This window comes from Paenibacillus sp. N22P23, from assembly GCF_059383735.1.
Window position 1 is genome coordinate 268,877 of the sequence record NZ_JBXENT010000004.1, and the last position, 24,371, is coordinate 293,247.

The 24,371-nt window shown below is 48.1% G+C and carries 19 protein-coding genes; 4 read left to right on the forward strand and 15 right to left on the reverse strand.

What is annotated here, in order from left to right; translation table 11 throughout:
* Window positions 1-13: 13 nt before the first annotated feature.
* The 6 genes from ahpC (AC506A_RS19335) to AC506A_RS19360 form a co-directional block, all read right to left on the reverse strand.
* The gene (ahpC, locus tag AC506A_RS19335; protein ID WP_495462639.1) at window positions 14-577 is read right to left on the reverse strand and encodes an alkyl hydroperoxide reductase subunit C; all 564 of its coding nucleotides are present in this window, start codon (window positions 575-577) and stop codon (window positions 14-16) included.
* 172 nt (window positions 578-749) lie between these two features.
* Window positions 750-2,279 (reverse strand): alkyl hydroperoxide reductase subunit F, encoded by a 1,530-nt coding sequence (gene ahpF, locus AC506A_RS19340; protein ID WP_495462640.1) that lies wholly within the window; start codon window positions 2,277-2,279, stop codon window positions 750-752.
* A gap of 129 nt (window positions 2,280-2,408) precedes the next feature.
* Entirely contained in the window at window positions 2,409-2,972 is a 564-nt protein-coding gene (gene ahpC, locus AC506A_RS19345) for an alkyl hydroperoxide reductase subunit C (protein WP_495462641.1), read from the reverse strand.
* Window positions 2,973-3,156: 184 nt separating this feature from the next.
* Window positions 3,157-4,212, reverse strand: a complete 1,056-nt coding sequence (locus AC506A_RS19350; RefSeq protein WP_495462642.1) for an NAD(P)-dependent alcohol dehydrogenase — start codon at window positions 4,210-4,212, stop codon at window positions 3,157-3,159.
* Window positions 4,213-4,316: 104 nt separating this feature from the next.
* A complete protein-coding gene (locus AC506A_RS19355) occupies window positions 4,317-5,249 on the reverse strand; it encodes an ABC transporter permease (protein ID WP_495462643.1) in 933 nt (310 codons plus the stop codon).
* On the reverse strand, window positions 5,246-6,133 hold the full coding sequence (locus AC506A_RS19360; protein ID WP_495462644.1) for an ABC transporter permease subunit: 888 nt from the start codon (window positions 6,131-6,133) through the stop codon (window positions 5,246-5,248). Before AC506A_RS19360 ends, AC506A_RS19355 begins: the two co-directional genes overlap by 4 nt.
* A 188-nt stretch (window positions 6,134-6,321) precedes the next feature.
* Between AC506A_RS19360 and AC506A_RS19365 the strand changes: the two genes are divergently transcribed.
* Genes AC506A_RS19365 through AC506A_RS19375 form a run of 3 tightly spaced genes read left to right on the forward strand, consistent with a single transcriptional unit; the run spans window position 6,322 to window position 9,970 of the window.
* Complete coding sequence (locus AC506A_RS19365) at window positions 6,322-7,794, forward strand: spore germination protein (RefSeq protein ID WP_495462645.1); 1,473 nt, start codon at window positions 6,322-6,324, stop codon at window positions 7,792-7,794.
* Window positions 7,795-7,820: 26 nt separating this feature from the next.
* The gene (locus AC506A_RS19370) at window positions 7,821-8,876 is read left to right on the forward strand and encodes a Ger(x)C family spore germination protein (protein ID WP_495462646.1); all 1,056 of its coding nucleotides are present in this window, start codon (window positions 7,821-7,823) and stop codon (window positions 8,874-8,876) included.
* Window positions 8,876-9,970 (forward strand): GerAB/ArcD/ProY family transporter, encoded by a 1,095-nt coding sequence (locus tag AC506A_RS19375; RefSeq protein ID WP_495462647.1) that lies wholly within the window; start codon window positions 8,876-8,878, stop codon window positions 9,968-9,970. The genes AC506A_RS19370 and AC506A_RS19375 overlap by 1 nt, the downstream gene beginning before the upstream one ends.
* 53 nt (window positions 9,971-10,023) lie before the next feature.
* On the opposite strand, the gene AC506A_RS19380 is transcribed toward AC506A_RS19375, so the two are convergent.
* From AC506A_RS19380 to AC506A_RS19405, 6 genes are all read right to left on the reverse strand, one after another.
* Window positions 10,024-11,499 (reverse strand): glycoside hydrolase family 28 protein, encoded by a 1,476-nt coding sequence (locus AC506A_RS19380; RefSeq protein ID WP_495462648.1) that lies wholly within the window; start codon window positions 11,497-11,499, stop codon window positions 10,024-10,026.
* A 17-nt stretch (window positions 11,500-11,516) separates the two neighbouring features.
* The gene (locus tag AC506A_RS19385; protein WP_495462649.1) at window positions 11,517-12,623 is read right to left on the reverse strand and encodes a glycoside hydrolase family 88/105 protein; all 1,107 of its coding nucleotides are present in this window, start codon (window positions 12,621-12,623) and stop codon (window positions 11,517-11,519) included.
* 42 nt (window positions 12,624-12,665) lie between these two features.
* A complete protein-coding gene (locus AC506A_RS19390; RefSeq protein ID WP_495462650.1) occupies window positions 12,666-13,541 on the reverse strand; it encodes a carbohydrate ABC transporter permease in 876 nt (291 codons plus the stop codon).
* Between the two features lie 21 nt (window positions 13,542-13,562).
* A complete protein-coding gene (locus AC506A_RS19395) occupies window positions 13,563-14,516 on the reverse strand; it encodes an ABC transporter permease (RefSeq protein WP_495462651.1) in 954 nt (317 codons plus the stop codon).
* 97 nt (window positions 14,517-14,613) lie between these two features.
* Window positions 14,614-16,200, reverse strand: coding sequence for an extracellular solute-binding protein (locus AC506A_RS19400; protein ID WP_495462652.1), 1,587 nt, complete (start codon window positions 16,198-16,200; stop codon window positions 14,614-14,616).
* 190 nt (window positions 16,201-16,390) lie between these two features.
* Window positions 16,391-17,908, reverse strand: a complete 1,518-nt coding sequence (locus AC506A_RS19405) for an extracellular solute-binding protein (RefSeq protein ID WP_495462653.1) — start codon at window positions 17,906-17,908, stop codon at window positions 16,391-16,393.
* A 114-nt stretch (window positions 17,909-18,022) separates the two neighbouring features.
* On the opposite strand from AC506A_RS19405, the gene AC506A_RS19410 reads away from it, so the two are divergent.
* Window positions 18,023-20,329, forward strand: coding sequence for a helix-turn-helix domain-containing protein (locus AC506A_RS19410; RefSeq protein WP_495462654.1), 2,307 nt, complete (start codon window positions 18,023-18,025; stop codon window positions 20,327-20,329).
* Window positions 20,330-20,412: 83 nt separating this feature from the next.
* Here AC506A_RS19410 and AC506A_RS19415 read toward each other — a convergent pair whose 3' ends face one another.
* The 3 genes from AC506A_RS19415 to AC506A_RS19425 all read right to left on the reverse strand — a co-directional run bounded on the left by AC506A_RS19415 (window position 20,413) and on the right by AC506A_RS19425 (window position 24,084).
* Window positions 20,413-22,101: an extracellular solute-binding protein gene (locus AC506A_RS19415; RefSeq protein ID WP_495462655.1), complete on the reverse strand. Its 1,689-nt coding sequence runs from the start codon at window positions 22,099-22,101 to the stop codon at window positions 20,413-20,415.
* Between the two features lie 68 nt (window positions 22,102-22,169).
* Window positions 22,170-23,084 carry a carbohydrate ABC transporter permease gene (locus tag AC506A_RS19420; RefSeq protein WP_495462656.1) on the reverse strand — a complete coding sequence of 305 codons (915 nt, stop codon included), beginning with the start codon at window positions 23,082-23,084 and terminating at the stop codon, window positions 22,170-22,172.
* 40 nt (window positions 23,085-23,124) lie between these two features.
* Complete coding sequence (locus tag AC506A_RS19425; RefSeq protein WP_495462657.1) at window positions 23,125-24,084, reverse strand: ABC transporter permease; 960 nt, start codon at window positions 24,082-24,084, stop codon at window positions 23,125-23,127.
* Between the last annotated feature and the right edge of the window lie 287 nt (window positions 24,085-24,371).

Here is a 24,371-nt window from a genome sequence, read left to right on the forward strand (position 1 = left end):
GTCCATTCACTCCTTAGATCTTGCCTACGAGATCGAGGCTCGGTTTAAGCGTTGAACCGCCCTCTTGCCATTTTGCAGGGCAAACCTCGCCTGGATTGTTGCGTACATATTGAGCTGCTTTGATTTTATTAACGAGTGTGCTTGCATCGCGGCCGATGCCGCCTGCTGTAATTTCAACGGTTTGAACGACGCCGTCCGGATCGATGATGAACGTGCCGCGGTCAGCCATGCCATCAGCTTCGATCAACACATCGAAGTTGCGGGAGATCGTATGTGCTGGATCACCAATCATGATGTATTCGATTTTGCCGATCGTATCCGAGCTGTCATGCCAAGCTTTATGTGTGAAATGCGTATCTGTCGATACCGAGTAAACTTCTACGCCAAGCGATTTCAAGGTTGCGTATTGATCCTGCAGGTCGCCTAGCTCCGTTGGGCAGACAAATGTAAAATCAGCCGGGTAGAAGCATACAACGCTCCATTGACCTTTGAAGTTAGAGTCAGATACTTCGATGAAATTACCGTTTTGGAAGGCTTGCGCTTTGAATGGTAGTACTTCTTTTCCGATTAGAGACATGGTGGGTTCCTCCTGATGTGATCTTATTTATAATTATTATAAACTGATATTAACTACAAATTAGTTGGTTGTCAATACTATTCTGCTTCCAATTGAAAACAATTATCAATTACATCCGTTAAAAAACCGCCCGCATCCTACAGGATACAAGGCGGCCTGAAGTGAAATGAAATTAATGACGAATGAGATAATCAAAGGCTCCTAAAGCCGCGGTTGCGCCTGAACCCATCGAAATAATAATTTGCTTATACGGACTGTTGGTGCAATCTCCTGCTGCAAATACGCCAGGGAGTGTGGTTGCTCCGTGGTTGTTCACGACAATCTCGCCGAAACGCGTCCGTTCAATATGATCCGGAAGCCAGTCGGTATTCGGGACAAGTCCGATCTGAACGAATACGCCTTCAAGCTCGACATGCTTCACTTCACCTGTATCGCGCTCGATGTAGGAAATGCCGTTCACTTTGTCCGCACCTGTAATTTCTTTGGTTTGGACGTTCTTGTACACCGTTACGTTCGGAAGACTATACAGACGATCTTGAAGAACTGCGTCCGCCTTCAATTCCGGAGCGAACTCCAGAACGGTGACATGGTTGGTGATGCCTGCGAGATCAATCGCCGCTTCAATGCCGGAGTTTCCTCCGCCGATGACAGCTACGCGCTTGCCGGCAAACAACGGACCATCGCAATGCGGGCAGTAAGCCACGCCTTTATTCTTGAACTCCACTTCGCCGGGAACGCCGACATTACGCCAGCGAGCGCCTGTGGAGAGGATAACCGTTTTACTCTTGAGCACAGCGCCGTTCTCGAGCTCCACCTCAATAAAGTCGCTCTTATCCAAACGTACAGCGCGCTGCAGCTTCATGACGTCGACGTTGTATTCTTTCACGTGCTCTTCCAAACTTGCTGCAAGCTTCGGTCCTTCGGTGTATTTCATGCTAATGAAATTCTCGATGCCGACCGTATCCATGACTTGACCGCCGAAGCGCTCCGCCAAGATGCCGGTGCGAATTCCTTTGCGAGCTGCATAGATCGCCGCGCTCGCACCTGCTGGACCGCCGCCGACTACAAGCACGTCATATGGCTTCTTATCAAACAGCTCGGATTCGTCGCGCGATGTGCCGATTTTCGCCAAAATCTCGTCGATGGTCATGCGGCCTCCGCCGAAAAACTCCCCATTCAAGTATACGGATGGAACAGCCATGACTTCCTTGCTTTCGGCTTCGTCTTTAAATACCGCGCCGTCGATCATCGTATGTGAAATGCCGGAATTGAGGACGCTCATCAAATTCAGCGCTTGCACGACGTCCGGGCAGTTATGGCAGCTTAAGCTGATGTAGGATTCAAAGCGGAATTCGCCTTGGACGCTCTTGATCTGATTGATAACGTCCTGCTCGACTTTGGGAGCTCGGCCGCTGACTTGCAGCAGCGCAAGCACCAAAGAAGTGAATTCGTGACCAAGTGGAATGCCCGCGAACGCAATGCCTGTATTCTCGCCAGGACGGTTCACGCTAAAGCTTGGCGTTCTCGGCAGCTCTGCCTTCTCGACTTTAATTCTGGAAGTCATGCCGACAAGTTCATCCATCAGCTCAAGCATTTCTTTCGATACTTGATCGTTTCCTGCGCTGACTTGAATATGCACGTCGCCTTCCATTAATCCAAGGTATTGGTTCAGCTGAGCCTTAATTTCCGGGTCTAAGACCATTTCACATTCCCTCCCAAGTGATGTTCAATGATTGCCGCTTTCTAATTGAGAACCATTTTCAGTTGTCTAAAGAAAAAACCGCCTGCACCCATGGGATGCAAAGCGGCAGTCGATCGTTTTCTTCGTTCCTTAGATCTTGCCGACAAGATCAAGGCTCGGTTTAAGTGTTGCGCCGCCTTCTTGCCATTTCGCCGGGCAAACTTCGCCTGGATTGTTGCGGACGTATTGAGCTGCTTTGATTTTGTTAACAAGTGTGCTTGCATCACGGCCGATACCGCCAGCGCTGATTTCAACGGATTGAACAACGCCGTCTGGATCGACGATGAATGTACCGCGGTCAGCCAGACCAGCTTCTTCGATCAACACGTCGAAGTTGCGGGAGATCGTGTGCGTAGGGTCGCCAATCATGATGTATTCGATTTTGCCGATTGTTTCCGAGCTATCGTGCCAAGCTTTGTGCGTGAAGTGCGTATCTGTCGATACGGAGAAAACTTCTACGCCAAGCGATTTCAATGTAGCGTATTGATCTTGCAGGTCGCCAAGCTCAGTTGGGCAGACGAATGTGAAGTCAGCTGGATAGAAGCAAACTACACTCCATTGACCTTTAAAGTTAGCGTCGGATACTTCGATGAATTTACCGCCTTGGAATGCTTGCGCTTTGAAAGGTAGAATTTCTTTTCCGATTAGAGACATATGTTTGTTTCCTCCTATAGAGCATTTAATTGAAATTATTCTAAACTGATATTAATTCTCGGACGAGCATTTGTCAAGACTTTTTCAGCATCCAATTGATAATTGTTTTCAACTAGGCCCCCTCGACATCCGAAAGCATTGCCACGTGCTAGTATTGTCTACATGAGGAGCATTATACAGAAAATTACGCGGTCTCATTCCCCATTGTGCTGATATCGATAACAAATCGATAACGAACATCAGATGCGAGTACGCGTTCCCAGGCTTCATCGATTTGGTCGGCTGAAATCACCTCGATCTCAGGCGAAATGTTATGTTCCGCGCAAAAATCAAGCATTTCCTGCGTCTCGCGAATGCCGCCGATCATAGATCCGGCAAACGACCGGCGATGACCGATAAGCGAGAAAACGTCAACGGACAGCGGGTCCGGCGGCGCACCGACATTGACCAGCGTACCGTCGAGCGCAAGCAGCGAGAGATACGCGGTGATATCGATCTTGGCGCTCACCGTATTAATGATAAGGTCGAAGGAGCCGGCCAATTTCTGAAAGGTCTCTGGGTCGCCCGTCGCATAGTAATGGTCCGCGCCAAGCCGCAACCCGTCTTCTCTCTTCTTCGATGTTTGCGATAGAACAGTAACCTCTGCCCCCATTGCATGCGCGAGCTTCACAGCCATATGTCCGAGTCCGCCAAATCCAACAACGGCAACCTTCTTGCCTGGAACTGCTCCCCAATGGCGAAGCGGCGAATACGTCGTAATGCCGGCACACAGCAATGGAGCTGCGGCGTCAAGCTCCATGCCATCCGGAATTCGAACGACGAAATCTTCCGTAACCACGATATGGGTAGAATAGCCGCCTTGCGTATATTGTCCGTACCGATCAATTGCGCCATAGGTGCCCGTATTTCCATGAAGGCAATACTGCTCCTCTCCCTTATGGCAGCTGTCGCACTCTCTGCAGGAGTCAACCATACAGCCTACTCCTACTCGGTCGCCAATGGCATGCTTAACGACCTCCGAACCAACCTGAGTAACAATGCCGGCAATCTCGTGACCTGGAACGAGCGGATAGTTTACTGGTCCCCACTCGCCGCGGGCACAATGGATATCGGAGTGGCAAATACCTGCGTATTTAATCTCGATGAGGACGTCATGCGGCTCAAGCTCCCTGCGCTCGATCGTGGTCGGTTTGAAAGAACCTTCCGGACTGAATGCAGCGCGTGCGTTTACAATAATCATGGATAACCTCCTGCAGTTTATGGATGATTTGTTCTTCTACTATTCTTCATGATAATGACCCTAGGTGTCAAACAGGAGGCTGCCAAACGGCAGCCTCCTGTTTGCTAGAGATTAGAGAACTTCGAAAACCTCTGCTTGTACATCTTCTCAAGACCAAGCGAGATCATATGAAAACCAAGAATGAACACGATATATAGGAGAAGGGGAATGAACAGCAGCCATTGGTTAATATCCAAATTGCTGCGTGCTTGTCCGATTAATCCGCTCCATTCGTTCGTGCGGCTCACATATTCGGGAAGTTCGGGCCATGGGTTTCTGTACACGAACGTGCCTCCGACGAAGATATTGAAGATCGCCAGTTGTCCGAACAAGCCCAGAATTAATACGATCTCTTGAACGTAAAGAATGATGAAGCTTTCCTTTAAGTGGGGCAGCAAATGAGTACGAATAATGGTCCAATGGCTTGCTCCGATCGACTTGGCGGAGAGAACGAACTGCTTGTCGCGGATCACCATCGTTTTCTCTTTCATCGTAGATGCGACTGTCGGAATGCCGACAAGCACCAGAACGATGGAAAGGATAAGTGTCAGCTTAAAAGGTGAGGACGCAGGATTCATGGAAATGCCGATCATGATTATCCACACCATAATAAAGATCGGGATGCCGTTTAACATGTCCCAGATCGGAAGGCGATTGGCTCCGGAGGTCTTGCCTTTTCCGATAAAACCAAGCAGCATCCCCAGCACGCCTCCAATAATCACGCGGGTTACAGCAATCGATAGCGATGCGATAATCGTATATTTTGCCCCGTCCAGCAGCTTCGCCATCATATCAGTACCGTATTTATCCGTTCCAAACGGATAGTTGCCTGTCGGCGGACTCGGCGGAGCAAGAAGCATGCCGTTGCCATTCTCGTCGACCACATAATCGACTGTAAGATGATCGTTTAGATTATGGGGAGCCATATAGCGGCCGAAGAAGGCAGCTAAGATAATGAAAAGTGTAACCACTAGACCAGCCAACAATGTTTTATTCATCGTGCAAACACCTTCTCCCAGCCGTAAATCAAAGCTCTCAATAGGCCAAACAAAATGACATAGAGCAGCAGCAGCGTGAAGATTCCGTCCACGACCAGGTTGTACTGATAACCTTCATAGGCATAAGCGTTGGAGAATACCAGCAGCGTTACGCCGTTTAGATTATACAGATATTCGAAAATGAACACATTCCCGAACAGGATCCCCATGAACTTATGCAAATCCGCTTTGACAAAGGGCAGTACGTTAGGCAGCGCGTGAAAGAAAATAATATAGCGTTTTCCAAGCCCCCGTGCTTTCGCAAAACTGATGTAATCCTCGGTCAGCGTCTGACTCATGTGAAGGGCAACATTTCGAATCATATAGATCGCAGGAATGATGATCGTTGAAATTAACGGTAGTGCGACCGCCGGATCATCCGTAGAGAAGCTTGCGACCTGGAATACGACAAGCCCAGTTTCGTCCGCAATGAAGACGATCAGAAACTGCAAGAGCAGGACGATGACGAAATCCGGCAGCACGCCTAACAGTTCCAGCATGCTCTTTAGCCGCCGCGCGCGCGTCACCGCAAAATAAACGCCAAGCAAAATGCCGATCGTCATTCCGATAGAGGCACCGACAATCATATAGGAGAACGTAAGGAAGAAGCTGCTTCCGATTTGCTCCAGGAACGAATGCTCGGTTTTGCCGGCTAAATACATAAAGCTTTGACCATTAGCAAGTCCTTCGATGTAGCCGATAAGACGCGACATACCTTCCCACCAATAGAAATGCATGGAACCGTCCATGTAGCTTTGCTGCAGAACAGCGGGCACCATGGCAAATACAAGGACGAACAACAGGACGCCCAGAAGAATCGAAGTATACTGCGTTAGCTTTTTCATGCTGCAACGAAATCCTTTCTATATTGATCGGTCTTAAATGAAACGATGAATGGCATACATCTGTGACACAGCAAGAGCAACCGGGAAACCATTGCCCGATTGCTCTTTTGTCAAATATGGGGGATAGCCTCAACACCGAAACACCATAATAAGGTGGATTAATTGTATGTAGATAGGCGGTGAGTCGTATGTCCCCAAATCTTCACAAGGCATTGAGTGAAATCTCGAAATCGGCAGATTTCTTACAAACAACTCAGCAAATAAAAGATAACCTGATCCATTTTTCTTACTATAAAACGCTCATCAGCAATGAACAATTCCACCACGATGTACTCTCTTTTTTGCAATTTCCGGATGGTAACCTTACAAATTTGCATGATTTAAAAGCCTTGATTCCCATTGATGGAATCAAAGTTTCTTCAAATCTGGAAGAAATCGTACAAAGTTTGTCTCACGGTTCAATCTTTCTTCAACTGGATCCCCAACTGAATGAAGGACTTATCGCGAACCTCTCGGATATAAGAATGGGCCATCGTGATCATAATGATACCGAAAATGAATACAGCGTACTCGGTCCGAAGGTCGGTTTTGTCGAATGTATAGATATCAATATGGCTTTACTTCGAAGAGGACTTGTAACTGAAAAGCTTAAATTTGAGGAACTCATCGTCGGTTCTATTTCAAAAACGAGAACCGTTATCGCATATCTGGAGGGGATTACCAATCCTCAACATGTAAATACGGCTAGGCAGAGACTCTTGGATCTCGATTTTGACGTAGTGTTTGAAACTTCTCTTCTGGAATTGCTTATTACCGACAACTCGAATTCACCTTTCCCGTTATTCTTGTCCAGTGAACGCCTTGACAGAATCATGTATGCATTGATAAACGGGGAAGTAGCCATTCTATGCGACGGTTCTCCTTCTATTATTACGGGACCCACGAGCTTATTCAGCTTTTTAATCTCTCCCGAAGATTACTATTTGCCATGGATAATGGGCTCGTTCTTTCGTCTCATTCGTTATTTTGGAATTACGTTTTCCATTCTGGCTAGCTCCTTATATGTTGCGATTCTTACCTTTCATTACACCGTTATTCCCCGGGATCTGTTAGGTCCGATTATCGAATCCAGAACGAACGTTCCTTTCCCTCCGATGCTGGAAGTACTGTTCTTGGAAATAACCATCGAGCTGCTGCGCGAAGCCGGGTCCAGATTGCCTACAAAAGTCAGTCAAACGCTGGGCATTGTAGGGGGTATCATACTTGGGCAAGCAGCGGTGCAAGCCGGTTTAACCAGTAATATTTTGCTCATCATCGTGTCTCTTTCGGCACTGGCTTCCTTTACCACGCCTATCTTTAAAATCTCGAACACGATACGATTTTTGCGTTTTCCATTAATTATCTTGGCATCCTTGTGGGGCGGTTTAGGCATCATGATTGGGTTAATGTTGATCTTATGCCATTTATTGCGTTTGAAATCGCTCGGTATGCCATATATCGTGCCCCTGTTCCCTTTTCGCCCTAACAGTTTCAGCGACAGTTTTATACGCTCTTCCTTCACCCTTACTTCTAAAAGATTTGTCACGTTGCGCCCGCTCTCGACACAAAGATATACCGTTAAAAAAAATAAAGATATCGAAGACGACTATAATAATGAATAATGTTGTGCGGGTAGGAGGAAGAAATAATGAAAGGCTTTATCCCAGCTTTTCTCTGCTGTTGCCTATTATGCGGTTGCGCGCAAGAACGGATAGTCGACCGCATTAATATTCTCCAAAGCATTGGGGTAGACAAGGACGGGAAGAAAATTAAAATAAGTGCTTCTTTTCCTTCATATATAAGAGGTGCCCGGGAACAATCCGCCCCGATAACTGCGGAGTCGGACGTGACGTACGGGATTTTCACAGCCCTAACGGCCAAGTCTTCGCAGCCTACCGAAATCGGTCAAATGCGCACACTGGTCCTCAGCGAACCATTCGCCCGAGAATCCATCGATGAGTTTGCCGACATCATCAATCGAGAATCCCTCAAAAGCAGCAATGCTACGATTGTCATTACCAAACAACATGCAAGCTCAATCATATCCGATACCTCTAAAAAGCCGCCGTTTTATTTGTCGGAGCTAATCGAACACAACATGAAGAATGGGAACACGCCGAAGAGCAATTATCATTCCTTCTTAAATCAGTATTATGGAGAAGGGCAGGATGTTTATTTACCCGTTATCAATACAGATAAGGGCATATTGCAAATGGATGGTGTCTGCGTCTTCAAAGGAGACGAATTGAAGCTATGGTTAACGGCCGAAGAAGGATTATATCTAAAGCTGCTTAAAAATAAAGCCTTGACTGGCGAATATGATTTCAAGACCGGTACTGAAGAGATGTATTCCTTGATTATTCTGCATGGTAAGCGAAAAATAGCCACAGCGCAAAATGGAAAAACGACGATATCCCTCAAATTAACCATAGCGCTTAGAGAGATTCCGAAAAAAATTAACATAGAGAAAGAAGCCGATTTGCATGAAGTAAAAAATCAAATCGAGACTAAGTTATCTTCGGAAATCAAAAAGATGCTAATTCGATTACAGAAGAACAAAGTCGATCCTGTCGGCTTCGGCGAGCAATATAGATGGCAGCATAGAACGTTTAACGAGAAGCATTTTTATAAACAAATCTACCCGAACCAGGAATTTGAAGTTAAAACGAAGATTATTATCACACACTCAGGGGTTGGGCAATAGTGCAGAATCTGGTCAAGGAAAACTACGCGGTTTCCGGATACTTTGTATTTTTCTTAATCGGCGCTTCTCAGGCTGCCGCTACCATTTTCAATTTTCAAAGTCTTATTGCCGGGCATGCCGGACAAGACGCTTGGATCTCGATTATGATGATGGGGTTGAGCTTGCATCTGATTATCTGGATGGTTTATAAGATGCTCGGTAAGCCGGCTAAAGACGTCATTGACTTGCATCGCAGCATTTTCGGTAAAATCGCAGGCAATGCCATTTCTCTGCTATTAGTCGGATACTACTTCTTGATGGCTCTATTTTTCTTCCGGGCTTACATGGAAATCATTCAAGTATGGGTATTTCCAAACATCAGAACATGGGCTCTTGCAGGGCTCTTCAGTTGCATCATCTACTATATCGTATCCGGCGGGTTCAGGGTTGTTGCTGGCTTTAACTTCTTTTATTTGGTTCTGCTCCCGTTACTCTTTTGGCTGTACTTCCCGATCCGACAAGGCGATTTTCATCTTTTACTGCCCTTGCTCAATCATTCTTTTGTTGATTTGCTTCAAGGCTCCAGAGCTTCCGGCTTCATTTTCTTCGGACTTGAAGCGTTGCTCGTTTACTTTCCTTTCTTAAAATCTCCCGAAAAAAGCCAAAAATGGGCTCATTTCTCCTTGTTATTCACAACAATTAAATATATGGCAATCATGATGATAACCTTAATGTATTTTAGCCAGGGGCTGCTGAAACACTCGCTATGGCCTATGTTAGCCATGACGAAAATCACGGAGTTATCCTTCTTGGCAAGGTTCGAATTTGTTCTAATTTTTATATGGATGATGATTATCATTCCGACGATTTGCATTCCTATTTGGTGCTGTACACGAATTATGAAGAGAGTTGCCGCAATTAAACCCGGACTGTCATTACCCGTCCTATTGGCAGCCCTTTTCATCGCTTCGCTTACGTTTAACGAACGAATGAAGATCGATGCATTTCGAACGGTCATTAATGACTTAGGATTTTATTTCATCTATGTCTATATCCCGTTATTATTCATCATCTCTTGCCTTGCATGCAAGATGAGATCGGCGGCAAGCAAGTGATGAAATAGAAAAACCATGGATCGAATCCATGGCTCGGCTAGGAAAGCTGCACGTTAGCTCAAGTGAGTGCAGCTTTCCGGCATTCTGCTTACATTCACCGAACGTACAACCAAGATATTTGGCGTATTCGGATGAACCCGTTTCATCTTAAAATCCTTCACTTCAATATCGCAGCTGTCTTCTAACCGCAGCGCAGGACCTTGTCTTGTTTCGATCCGCACGCCGTTGAGTTCCAGCTCCTTGACATGCTTGCATAACATCCCTTCACCTGCCGCGACGATTGTATGGAATACCATATCGGGCTCATCCCCGACTTCACCAGGATCCACTGTCATTTCGATATGTACCTGATTGAGCTGCACATCGCGGATCGGCATCTCCGGCAGCCCATACAGGAAACCTGCCGAAGCTCGGCAGCGCATAGCCGTTACGTTGCTAATTCGGATATGTTCGATGACAGGCGTGGATTCCGTTACAGGCATAGCCTCGGCACTGCCTACCAACGAGTCGGACTTATCGACGCCATGGCGATAGTAGCAATTGATCGTTAACGGACACAGCACATTCTCCATATAGAGGTTGCTGACCAGTATGTTTCGGATATATCCGCCTCTGGCGCGGTTCGTCTTCATTCGGATACCGCGGTCCGTGCCGATGAAGATACAGCCGGTTATGACCACATTACGAATGCCGCCTGCCATTTCACTGCCCATCACAATGCCGCCATGACCTCGTTTCATCGTGCAATTGGCCACCGTAATATTTTCCGATGGCCTGGCGACTCTTCTCCCGTCTTCATCAATACCCGATTTGATGCATAGACAGTCATCACCGACGTCGAAATGACAATCTGAAATGCGTACATAGGAACAGGAATCGATATCCAAGCCGTCTCCGTTCGGGGCGTCATGCGGATTGCGGATCGTAACCCCGTGCACAGATGCATTGTGGCAATAGACCAGATGCACATTCCAAAAAGGAGAGTTCTGCAGCGTGACCCCTTCGATTCGGACATCCTCGCAATCTATCAATTGCAGCAGAGGCGGACGGAGAAACTGGGACTCCCACTCGACGATATTGCTCCCGCATGAACGGATCAGCGTCTCATTAAGTACCGCCAGCTTCTGCGCGACGTCGCTTGTGATTTGACCGCCTTGCCGCAGTACGCGATTCGCCTGCCACCAGGAATTCCCCTGTCCGTCGATGACGCCTTGCCCTTTGATCGTGACATGCTTCAAGCCTCTTCCGTGCAACAGCGGGGAGAACGCGAAGCATTCATACCCCGACCACCTCGTCGGAACAGGCGGATAACGGTCGAACTCCGCGTGGAACAACAGTTCTGCGCCTGCTTCCAGCTCCAAGGTCATCCGGCTTCTCAGCTCGATTCTTCCGGTTAGAAATCGGCCCGCCGGTATATAGACCGTTCCTCCCAGATCCGAGCAAGCCTCAACCGCTGCGGCAATGGCTTCGCTATTGTCAAAGATTCCGTCTCCGATCGCGCCAAATTGGGTTATATCGAAGATCGACATGATCTACATCAGCTCCTTCATCGGTTTCTGTCCAATAAATCGCTCATCGCCGTACATGCCATGACGAAAGCGCCAACTCCGTGCAGGTCATTCCTGCTGGTTGGGCGAGTCACATAGTTCTCGTAATCGCCGGCAGATGTCCCGATGCAGATATCGGGTATGACGAGCCGCCCTTGGTCGTCCTGCTCCATGCGGCTGATTAGCCCGTGATACCCGCTCCATGCTGCTTCCAAGCATTCGTCACCTATGACGCCTTGCTGAATGGCTTTTGCAATGGCGTACACGAATAAGCTCGTACATGAGGTTTCAAGCCAATTATCATCGTTATGGCCTTTATCCACCACCTGATACCACAAGCCGGTCGACTTATCCTGATAACCGATCAGAGAATGAAGGAAATCCCGCTGAACTTCCGCCAGTTGTGCGTATGCTTCCTCATCTTTCCCCAGGTTGGACATAAATTCGGCCAAGGCCAGTCCATACCAGCCAAGCGATCTTCCCCAAAACTCAGGCGAACAGCCCGTCTGCTTATCCGCCCACGGCATCTCGCGGCTTTCATCCCAAGCATGGTAGAGAAGCCCGGTGCGTTCGTCTTTCATCGCTTTGCGCATGAGCCGCTCCTGCAGCAGCGCCATCTCTATCAGCCTGTCATCTCGGTACGCACGGGCGTACTTGAGCGCAAATACGCCGCCCATATACAATCCGTCGAGCCACATCTGATAAGGATATTTATCCTTATGCCAGAAGCCGCCCTCCTTCGTCTTGTTGAACGTGTCAAACAAGCCTCTTAGCCGGTCAGCCGCCAGCCTATACTTAGGCTTGCCTGTCCGTTCCTGCAGCCGGAACAGCAGTAAGCCAGCCTGAATGGCATCCAATTCATCACGCGCTGCGTACAAATTCCCGTAATCGTCTACCAATCCGTCAACGTAGCCTTGGATATACGCCTCGTATCTCGGCTCGCTCACTCGTTCCGCGAGCATCTCCATCCCGCATAGGAATACCCCTTGATGATAGTGCCACCGGCGTGCAGGTGGAAGCTCCTCTGGCCTATATATGTCCATAATCGAATCGCAGGCGTAGCGCGCCCATTCGATCGGCGTTCTTAAGCTTACCTCCATTTTCATCGCAGCTCCTCCGTTTGCTTGTAGTGTGATCCATCTCTGCACTCAGCCTTTCATCGAACCTAGAAGCGCACCTTTGGCAAAGTGCTTCTGCAGGAACGGGTATACGGCCAGAATCGGCAGCGTAGCCACAACGATAACGGCCATTTTGACAGCCTGGTCCGGGGGAGGAACAGCACCGTCAAGACTCGAGCTGTAATCCAGACCGCTCGCCAACACGACAATCTGGCGAAGCAGAACTTGGATGGGCCACATGCTGCTGTCATTCAAGTACAGAATTGCATTGAGGTAGGTGTTCCAATAGGTCACCGCATAGAATAGCGAAATCGTCGCGATGGCCGGCATCGACAGCGGGAGCACGATTCTGAACAAAATGCCGAAATCGCTGCAGCCGTCCATTTTGGCCGATTCCTCTAATCCCTCCGGGATGTTCTGGAAGAAATTGCGGAGAATGATCATATTAAACGCGCTGACGGTCAGCGGCAGCACGAGAGCGGCATACGTATCGATCAAATGCAGCTCCTTTACGACAAGAAAGGTCGGGATCAGCCCGCCTTGAAACAGCATGGTGAAGACGACCAGAAACATGATCGCCCTGCGGCCGTCCAAATCCTTGCGAGACAAGCCATACGCCATTAAGGAAGTGATCAACATGCTAAACGCAGTGCCGAGCAGCGTAACCATTACGGATACCGTGATCGACCGGAAAATCGTGCCTGTCGAGAAGACGAAGCGATAGGCTTCGAAGCTAATCTCGCTTGGGAAAATGATGAATTTTTTGGCCGCCATCTCCGCACTAGTCGTTAACGAGCCTGCCACGACATGGAGGAACGGAAGAACGGTGGCGAGCGATATAATCATAAGCAGGATGAAATTGACGCTGCCGAACAGCCGGCTTCCGAACGTTCGATCCTGGATCATGCGGATTCCTCCCGGTTGTTCTTAGTAGATGCCATCTTCACCGAAGCGCTTGGAAAGCTTGTTCGCGCCGATGACCATGATCAGCCCGACGATCGATTTAAATAGTCCGATCGCTGTGCTATAACTGAATTTCCCTTGCTTCAACCCTGCCGTATACACATAGGTATCAATAATTTCCGCCACTTCGCGGTTCATGGAATTGAGCAGCAAATACACATGTTCAAATCCAAGCTCCAGCACGTCCCCCACCTTCAGAATGAACAAGACGATAATGACGCTGCGGACAGCCGGGAGCGTAATATGCCAGATTTGGCGCATCCGGCCGGCACCGTCCATTCTAGCGGCTTCGTACTGCTGCGGATCGATTGCCGCTATGGCAGCCAAATAAATGATCGTTCCCCAGCCCGCCTCGCGCCAGATCACCTGGATGATGTAAGTCGGACGAAACCATTCGGAGCTCAGAAGAAAATTCACCTTCTCTAACCCGAGCGCTCCAAAGACTGAATTCACGATGCCGCCGTCCATCGTCAGCATGACATAGCTGATGGACACAATAATGACCCATGACATAAAGTGCGGCAGATAGATGAGCGATTGAAACAGTCTCTTAAAGCCGCTGCTCCTTACTTCATTGAGCATTAAGGCCAGCAGGATCGGAACCGGAAAGAAGAACAAGAGATTGAGTCCGAATAAAATAAGCGTATTGGTCAAGATGTTCAGAAAATCAGGCTCGGTGAACAAACGGTTGAAATGCTCGAACCCTACCCATTCGCTTCCCGCGATCCCTTTAAACGGTTTGAAATTCTGAAACGCAATAATAAGACCGAACATTGGCGCATACTTGAAAATCAAAAAATAGAGGAGCCCCGGCACTATCATGACATACAGCCATATATTGCGACGAAGCCGCCTTCCGAGCTCGCTTCCGGCATTTGGCGTCCGCATAGGCACCGGACGAACGGTCAATTCCCGCATCGTGCTTCTCCCTTCTGCCTGCATGGATCGAAGAGGCTGTCATTAGCGATCCGACAGCCTCTTCAGCTAGTTGACTACCATTCTGTCTGATCCCTGTTTATTTCTGATAGACTGCGTTATATTCCTCGATAATTTGGTCGCCGCCGCGTTTCTTCCAATCTTCGATTGCTTTGTCGAAGCCGGCCTTATCGATTTTCCCGTAAATATATTGGTAAGTCGCATCCGTAATCAGGGTCTGGAGCTCCACGCCTTTCTCGGTATAGGTTTGGGAGTCAAGTGCTGCGGCTGGATCCAAGATGGCGATTTTCTCGTTTTCCTTCGTGAATTGTTCCGCATGAATTCGGCCCGGGAGCGCGTAATAGCCCTCGTACATGCCGTTTGTTTCCCACTCGCCGACAAGACTGTCCTTGAAGCCCTTCACTTCCCGCTCGATCAAATCCGAATCCTCCGTAACCTTTGCTTTGCCGTCTTCGACGGTATAGTGCTTACCTTCGATTCCCCAGAACATCACGTTGGCGACTTCAGGCGTCATCAATTTGTCGTAGAAAGCCAGCACTTTCTTCAATTCTCCCTCGTCCTGTATCCCGGATTTCGGGAACAAGACAACGTTGTTGTAACCCGGAATCGCCCAAGTGGCGAGCTCGCCATTCGGCCCTTTGATAAGTGCCAGCGTATCGACGACAGCCGACGGAACGTTCTTGATTAAATCTTTGTTCAGACTGTCAATATCCGACATGGCGCCGATGTACATTCCAGCTTTTCCGCTGTTGAATAGACTGACCTGGTCCGTCTTGCTGGTTGCCGCGAAATCCTTGTTCATAGCGCCGGCATCGCGGATGGTTTTCATGAAATCCATGGCCGCCACATATTGCGGGAACATAAAGTCAGGCTGCAGCTTCCCATCCTTCTCGCCCCAATTATTCGGCGTCGCGTACCAAGAGGCGACCGTCTTGAAAGCGCCGTAGATCAGATCGTTCCGGTCCGCGAGTCCAATCGTGTTCGGTTTGCCGTCACCATCGGGGTCTTTCTCAGTGAATGCTTTAGCCATTGCAATGACGTCGTCGACGGTCTCTGGCGTTTTCAATTGCAATTTATCCGCCCAATCCTTGCGATAAATAATCCCCTGGCGGGCGAGCGGTCTGCCGATATAAAGCGAGAATAGCTTGCCATCGACCTTCGTATTGTTCAGAATCAAAGGCTTCAGCTTGCTCAGATTCGAGAATTCGCTAAGCAGCGGGCCGATCTCCCAAAACTGACCGTCGCGAATCGCCCCTTTCATCTGCATAAACGTAGCTTGATTTTTCAAATACGTGACTTGAGGAAGCGCCCCGGTAGCCATGGTCGCGTTCAGCTTATCTTCATAGGTGTCCGCCGGAAAAAATTGATACGTCAGTTTCGTGTTCGTTAGCTTCTCGATTTCGTTCTTAATCGTGTCCGGCGGCGTTTGCGCAACGTTTAGCGGAAGCATGATCGTAATCTCCATTGGATCTTCGGTCTGAGGAGCCGCTGGCTCCGTTGTGTCATTTGCCGCAGGCTCATTAGTGCCGGTTGCTTCATTCGTAGTCGCACCGTTTCCGTTGTTCGCTTCATTAACGGCGTTCCCACCGTTGTTACCACCGCATGCTGATAGCATCGTGCTGAGTACCAATACCGTGCCAATCTGAACAAAAGTCCTTCTCTTCATCTTGCTTGACCTCCGCATCGATTTGTTATTAGGAGCTGCACGTCAACCATACATTTGGTCGGTTTAGTACGGATACAATCACGTCACCACATTTCGATGCTTTGGGCCATTTTCTGAAGAAATGATTATCGTATCTTTCCATGACAACAAAAAATCCGCCTCTCAATCTCAAGGCGGATTCCTATATCTTCTATTCAAAATAAGATTTCGTGAACTCCTCAATCATCGTATTGCCGCCGCTTCGCTTCCATCTGTCGATTTCCTGATGAAATCCCGCTTGATCGATTTGTCCTAATATATATTGATACGTCGCATCCGTGATGATTCGATTCAGCTCCTCGCTCCGCTCATCGAACATCGCGGATTCCAAATTTACGGTCGGATCCTTGACGGTAAACTTCTCGTTATCGCTACTCAGCTTCTCGGCTAGCGCCAGCAGCGGGTCTTCCTGTGCGACTTGCAGTAGGTTCGGATTGCTCAAATCGGCGGTCATGAGCACATACATCGGCCCTACTTCATCGATACGCAGCTGCTCGCTCTTAGAAGGCAGCTGAACCTGCTTGCCCTGCAGCTTGTAATGCCTGCCCTCTACGCCAAATTTCATAAGATTCGCAACATCGGCTTCCATGGATCGGTCGAAGAATGTGAGCACCTGCTTGAGCTCTTCCTCCGATTTGATTGCGCTCTTCGAAAACAGGAACAGCCCGTTGAAATTCGGGATGGACCACACCTTGTACCCTTGCGGGCCTTCGATCCGGTTGACGACCGTAAACCTCGCGTCTTTGTTGAACTGCTTCGCTTCATTGGAAAGCCGCTGCACATCCGTCATGCTCCCGATGTAGATGCCGGCCGTTCCTTGAATAAGCAGATTGCGCTGAATGTCTTTGCTCGTGACGGCGAAGTCCTGATTAATGAGCTTCTCGTCGTACAGCTTCTTCATGAAGTTCATCGTTTCCATATAAGGCTCCGTCTCGAATTCGGGTACCATACGATGATCGGCTGCAACCCAATTGTTTGGTGTTCCGAAATAAGAGCTGAGCGTCTTGAATGCGCCGAAAACGAGATCGTTCCGGTCGGTTAATCCGATTGTATCGTTCTTACCGTTGCGGTCGGGATCCCCATACGTAAACTGCTTCAACAAGTCATAGAGTTGATCGAGTGATCGTGGCGGGGCAAGATTCACATTCTCGAGCCAGTCCTCCCGTATAATAACGCCTTGCCGCGAGGATGGGCGTTCCGTGTACAATCCGAAAATTTTACCGTCAACAGCGGTCTGATCCAGAATATCGCCATTCAACCGTCTCAAGTTCGGAAACGCATCCAAATAAGGTCCGATTTCCCAAAACATCCCGGAACGAATCGCGCTTTTTAACAGGAAATAATCCGTGTACTTGACGAACGTCGCTTTCTTCAGGGAATTCATCGTTAGCGCAGCATTCATTTTATCGGAATAAATCTCGTCGCGTACCCAATCGATGACAAGCTTCGTGCCGGTCATTTCCTCTATTTCCTTAACAAGAGACGCCCCCGGTCCCTGCGGAAAATGAAGAGGCACCATAATGGTGATAACAGGTCTGGAATCCCCTGCTTCGATCGGACTCGAACGAAATGGGTTGGAGCATGATGCAAGCGTAAGCACTGTAATCAGGAGAATTACCGTTCTGACGCTTCTTCTCGCAAGGCCGCCGGAAAAATGAGAACGCAACAAATCAATTCCCCCCGATTCTGCAATAATGATTACTTTAGGCTTTAATGATTATTGTCCACGCCATGAGCAATAGCCTACAATGGTGGTATAACATTGATAAGGTGATGGCTCTTGATGCGCTCATTCAGTTTTCTGACCAAATTGACCTTTTTCTGTTTTTTGCTCAGCACGCTTCCCGTATTGTTCATCGGTATCTTCTCGTACGTAACTTCATCCAATGAAATACAAAAGGATGTCAACAAAGGAAAAATCCAGCTGCTTGAGCAAATTAATGCCAATGTAGAGCAAATTCTCACAACTGTCAACCATACGCTTAACCAAGTCATTAACTCCGGCGTTCTCAAAAATGCCATGAACAGCTCCTTAACTGTAAGCGATTTCACGCTTTATGGCAATCTGCGAGACGAACTGCTGCACATGCAATCATTCGATACCAAGTTAGAGGATGTCGTCCTCATCAACAAGCGGCATAATTGGATGATTAAAAATTCCGGCTTATATCGGTTCGATCAATATGCCTTTCATGATGAGTTGAGCGGGTTAATTGAAGCCAAATCCGATACGGCATGGGTTATGAATCCGTCCCATTTGTTTTATAGCGAAGAAAGTGCCGGCAGCGCGATGTGCACGTACAGCGTCAGTCTGATTAAGAAGCTGCCTGTTACGGAGCCTAATCCATATGGGCTCATCATGGCGAACATACCAACCTGCAGCTTGCAGTCACTGCTTCAGCAGGCTCCGGATCAGTCGGATATAACGCTCATTATCGATGATCAGCATCGCATCGTTGTCCACCCTGACCGTGATTTTATCGGAAAGCCGTTGTCAGCCATCGGATTCGCTCAAGACAGCAAGCTTAACGAGCAAATCGGTCAGTTCATGTCACAAATCGATCATCAATCTTTCTCCGTTACGTATTTCAAATCGCCGACCAACGGCTGGATCTACATGTCCATCACTTCCATCGCCAGCCTGACGAAGGAGTCCAAAAAAATCGGTTGGTACACCGTTGCGGTTTGCGCGGTTATGCTGTTCATTACGATGCTGCTCGCATGGCTCGGGTCACGCCGCATGTATTCCCCTATCGAGAGGCTGCTCAAGCAAATGGACGTGCGCAAGCCCGATATCCGTCACAATCGGACGAACGAATTCCAGGCAATCGGTGAACAAATCCAGCAATTGGCTCAATCCAAAACGAGGCTCGAGAGCGAGCTCCACCAGCACCTTAAGCAGGTACGCACGTTCTTCTTGGCTAAAGCATTCCTGGGGAATGTGAAGCGAGGCGATCTCACCGAGCAGTTGGAGCGGTTCGGCTTCAGCACTCAGCTTAAAGACTGGCATTCCATGGCAGTCGTTACTCTCCAAATCGATTCGCTCGACGAAACCAGGTACGGCAAACAAGACATTGAGCTGCTGCTCTTCGCCGTCCAGAACATGATCGAAGAACTCATACCGCCTGAGAATCGGCTTGTTTCGCTGACAATCGATCACACGGTCGTTACGTTGTTCGGAAGCGTTGCAGCAGAAATTGAAGAATTCAAAACCGCCCTGTTTGTGTTGACGGAGCATTTGCAGCAGCAGATTCAAAGCTTCCTTCATTTGACGGTCAGCATTGGCATCAGTCTTCCGTTCCATGATATCCAGCTCCTGCCGGCCGCCTATCAAGAAGGCTTAGATGCACTGAAATACCGGCTAAAGCTGGGTGAAGGCATCGTTATCCAATATGAGCATGTGAATGCAGGAAAGCATTACTTCATTAAGAGCTACCCGATTCAATTGGAGAACGACCTCATTGATGCCATCAAATTAGCCGAGAAGGAGAAAGCAAAGGAGACTCTTCAAGCCTTCCTGTCTCCTGTCTTCTCCGTGAAGATGTCTCCACAGGAGGTTCATTTCCCCTTGGTACGCCTCTTGAATAGCTTGCTTGTCGTCAAGCAGGAGTGCGGGATTAGCCTGAATCAGATTGGCTCTGGTCGGAGCTCACTATTCGAGGAGCTATTCGAATTGAATACGGTGCCGGAGATCGAGGATTGGTTCTGGACGCGCATTATCTTCCCCATGGTGCGTATATTCAGGGATCGGCAGGAAGCTCAGTACTCCAACATTTCGGAGAAAATCATCGATCTGATTCATCGTCATTACGATACCGATCTATCGCTGGAGGAATGCGCGGCGAAACTTAATTACAATTCCAATTACTTAAGCAGCGTCTTCCGTAAGGAAACGAACAGCTCCTTTAGCGAGTATCTGGCGACCTACCGGTTCAGCATGGCCAAGAAATGGCTGCGAGAGAGCGATATTCCCGTCAAAGACATTGCCGCCAGGCTGCGGTACAACAATCCGCAAAACTTTATACGGTCCTTCCGTAAGTTAGAAGGCATTACGCCCGGCCAATACCGGGATCGCCATACCGCATCATGAACGTGAAACATAAAACAGACCAAACCGCAATTACATACGGTTTGGTCTATTCTACTAATCCTTATCCTGCAATCAACCTGGTATTACCAGCCGATATCATCACGTGATGCGGCTTTTTCACCGACATACGCAGCCATTTCCTCTACGCCGGCAGATTTAAACTTTTCTTGAATGCCGTGCAGCATCTTCAGCGCTTCGTCATCGGATTTCGCGTAGCATGCTTTGCGGAATTCTTCGTCAAAGTTCAAGCTTGCCGTTTTATCCCTGAACTCTTGGTATTTCGGCCAATCTCTTACTAGATAAGTTGCACTGACCTTGTCAATAATTTGGATCGGCAGTCTCTTCGAGTAGGCTGCCTCGAGTTTCTCCCATTGCGTCTTCTGGTCATCCGGAATCGGCCAAGTGACTTCAGAAGAGAAAGCGCCCATGAAGCTGCCGGAGAGATAGTTGAGGCCTTCGTCACGCTTCACATCCGGATTATCGTCGAATTGCTTCTTCACATCGGCAACCCATTGCGGCTTGCCATCTGCCAGCGTGTAATCTTTGCCTTCGATGCCCCAGTAAGCGAGCAGACGGCCCTCGTCGCTGTTCAAGTAATCAATCAGACGCAGCGCAGCATCCGGATCTTTGATTTTCGCGCTCAAGAAGATAACCGGGAACCCGGAACGTCCTGGCTTCTCGACTTGCGTCACGATGTTTCCGCTCTTGTTTTTCATTGGTCCAAGCAACTCGTACTGCATTTCCGGATTCGTTTTATAGAGGGTTTTTTGCAAATCGCCGATCATGCTTTGAGCGCCGAATACAGCCAGCTTGCCCGTAGCGAGCTTCTCTTTCGCAGTCGTATCGGTATTGCTGAACGCCTCCGGATCAAAGAGACCGTTTGTGATCAGCTTTCTCATATACAGCAGGCGAGCTTCTTGGTCTTTGGATTGCGTCCAGTGGATCAGCTTGCCGTCTTCCTGACGGAAGTCCGAAATGTTGTAATCAGACCAGCCGGATAGGAATTGGCTATAGTCCCATCCATTATGCATCGTACCGGAAGGGATGACCGGCTTGCCGCTAATATCTTTGAAATCGCCGTTTTTGATTTTGGTCAGCAATTCCGCGAGCTTCTCTTCCGTGTCAATATCAGCAGCATTTACACTCAATGCCTTCAGGATATCTCCACGGGCATAGAGGCCGTAGTTCCAGTTATGAATGCTCTCTGGCGTGCCGTCCGGCGTCTGCATAGGAATGACATATTGCTTGCCTTCAAGATCAGGACTATTCAGGTCGAATTCTGCAAAGTCCTTCGCTACGCCTTGCGTCATCAGTTTCTTCACGTTCGGATATTTATCAAGATAAGGGGTTAAATCGAGAAGTTGGCCTTCCAAAGCCGCTTTCTTGATGACTTGTCCTTCCCCGCCTGTCGTCGACCAGTACGGCGCATTTACGATATCCGGAACCGTACCCGAAGCGAAGATCGTGTTCAGTTTCTCAACTTCGCTAGTTGTGATCGATTCCAGTTTTAACGTTACGCCGGTTTTTTCTCTAACCGCTGTGGCAACCGGATTGTTTTCCTGATCCTGCGGAAACCCCGCACCGCCGCCGTTCCATGCGCTTAGGAAGGATAATGTAGCCTCCTTAGGTGCAGTGGTTTCGTTTTGCCCCGAATTCGTGGAATTCGTGGTACCCGAATCATTGTTATTTCCTCCACATGCCGTTAAGGATAATGCAATCATCGGGATGGCAAGCGTCAAGCTAAGAGAACTTTTTAGTCTGGTCTTACGCATTTGACAAGCCCCTTTCTGTTGCTAATTTTTTTATATAAAAGGCGATGCCTTCTATACTCGGTACTCGACTATTCCTTGAGCGAACCTACCAGTACGCCTTTAACAAAATACTTCTGGAGGAATGGATACACGCAGATGATCGGTGCCGTAATGATGATAACGAAGGTCATCCTGAGTGCCTCAGGCGTTACACCTCGCAGCGCCATCTGGTTTTCATTCATGTTTTTAATGGACGATCCGCTGCTCGAACCGGTCATGGTCTGGAACGACGCTTCACTGATCATTTTGTTTAGGAATGTAGCTGCAGGCTGAAGGTTTTCATTTTGGATGAAAAACTGCCCGGTAAACCAGTCGTTCCAGACGCCTACCCCGACGAACAGCGCTATGGTAGCCATTACCGGCATCGAAAGCGGTAAGATAATTCTCCAAAATACGCTTAACTCGCTTGCGCCGTCGATTCGCGCCGATTCCGATAGACCTAATGGGATCCCATCGAAGAAAGTCTTCATAATAATCGCATTGAAAAAGCTATACAGCGATGGCAGGACAAGCACCCAGTACGTGTTCAAGATATGGAGCTCACGGTACAGAATGAAGGTCGGAATAAGTCCCCCGCTGAACAGTGTAGTGAAGAAAAAGAAGAAGACGATATACTTTCTGCCAGGCAAGCCTTTCCGCGAAAGCCCATAGGCTAGCAAGGCCGTTAGCAGCGTAGAACCTACAGTTACGATCACTGTTCGGGAAGTGGAGATCCAAAATGAATTAATGATGTGAGGGTTATGGAATGCTTTGCTGTAGTTCTCAAACGTACCGACCCTCGGGAAGAAGTAGATGCCGCCCTTCATGGCGTCATAGCCGTCATTGAATGATAGTGCCAAAAAATAGATAAAGGGATAGAGTGCCGTCAGGCAGAATATGAGCAGCAGCGTATAGTTCACTGAGGAATAGATTCTATCGGCTGCCGACAGTTTTCTCACACCCATACCTGCACCTCCTTAGGTTCAATTAATAAATGTTGCCTGATTACCATAGCGATACGTCGCTCACTTTTTTGGAAACTTTATTAACGGCCACAATGAGAAGCAGAGAGATCAGTGACTTGAACAATCCGATGGCCGTGGAATAAGCGAATTGCCCCTGCTGAATACCTGTTTTCAATACATAAGTATCTAATATTTCCGAGACGCTCAGTGTAGCAGGCGTCTGCATGAGCCAGATTTGGTCAAAACCAGCGTTCAGAACGCCGCTGAGAGAGAAGATCAGCAAGATACCAATCGTAGGCGTCAGAGTTGGCAGCGTAATCTTAAACAGCTTGCTCCACCGACCTGCCCCGTCCATTTCCGCAGCTTCATACAAATGCGGATCGATATTGGTCAAAGCAGCCAAGTAAATGATCGAGCCCCAACCTACACCTTTCCAAATATCCGAAATAACGACCAGTGGATAAAATAAGGATGGCATGCCCATAAAGAAGATCGGCTCAAGCCCCATATGATCCCTGATGTCATTGACAAGTCCCACATTAGGAGAAAGAATTTTTTGCATCAGTGTCACAACAACGACCCAGGATACAAAGTGTGGCAGATAGGAAATCGTTTGGAAGATCCTTTTTAATTTGCTATGCATTACGCCATTCAGCATCAAAGCAAGGATGAGCGGTGCAGGGAATCCGAGCAACAACTTCAGGAAGCTAATGGATAGTGTGTTGTAGAGCACCGAATAGAAACTGGAATCGCCTAAAAATTGTTTGAAGTATCGAAGTCCTTCCCAAGGACTGTGCAGTATCCCCAGGTTGTATTTAAAGTCTTTAAACGCAATCAAAATACCGTACATCGGATAGTAGCAAAAAATGAAATACCAGATAAAAGCCGGGAGCATAAATAAGTAGATGTGTCTGAAACTCCATACTTTGGCCCATGCATTGTTCTTCTTTAACGGCACCATTTCGGGCATGACTTCAACTCTTGCTTCTTTTGCAATCATTACTCCTCCCACCTTCTACAGGATATAGCCAAGCGAAGCGCTTTCAACTAATGAACCGACAGACATGGATGCATGATGAGCAGAAGCATCCGCTGTTTGGCAAGCATGTTCTACTCCGTCTTGCAAGCGGTTTCATTAGGCTCATCCAAATATAATATATTTAATATGTTTATTCAATACTTAACACGAAATTTTGTTTTTATAGTTTTCGACACAAACCGCTGCTAGTTTACTCTCTTTTATGTCAAATAGGACTAAAAACCTATGGATTCCCGAATGATTACATA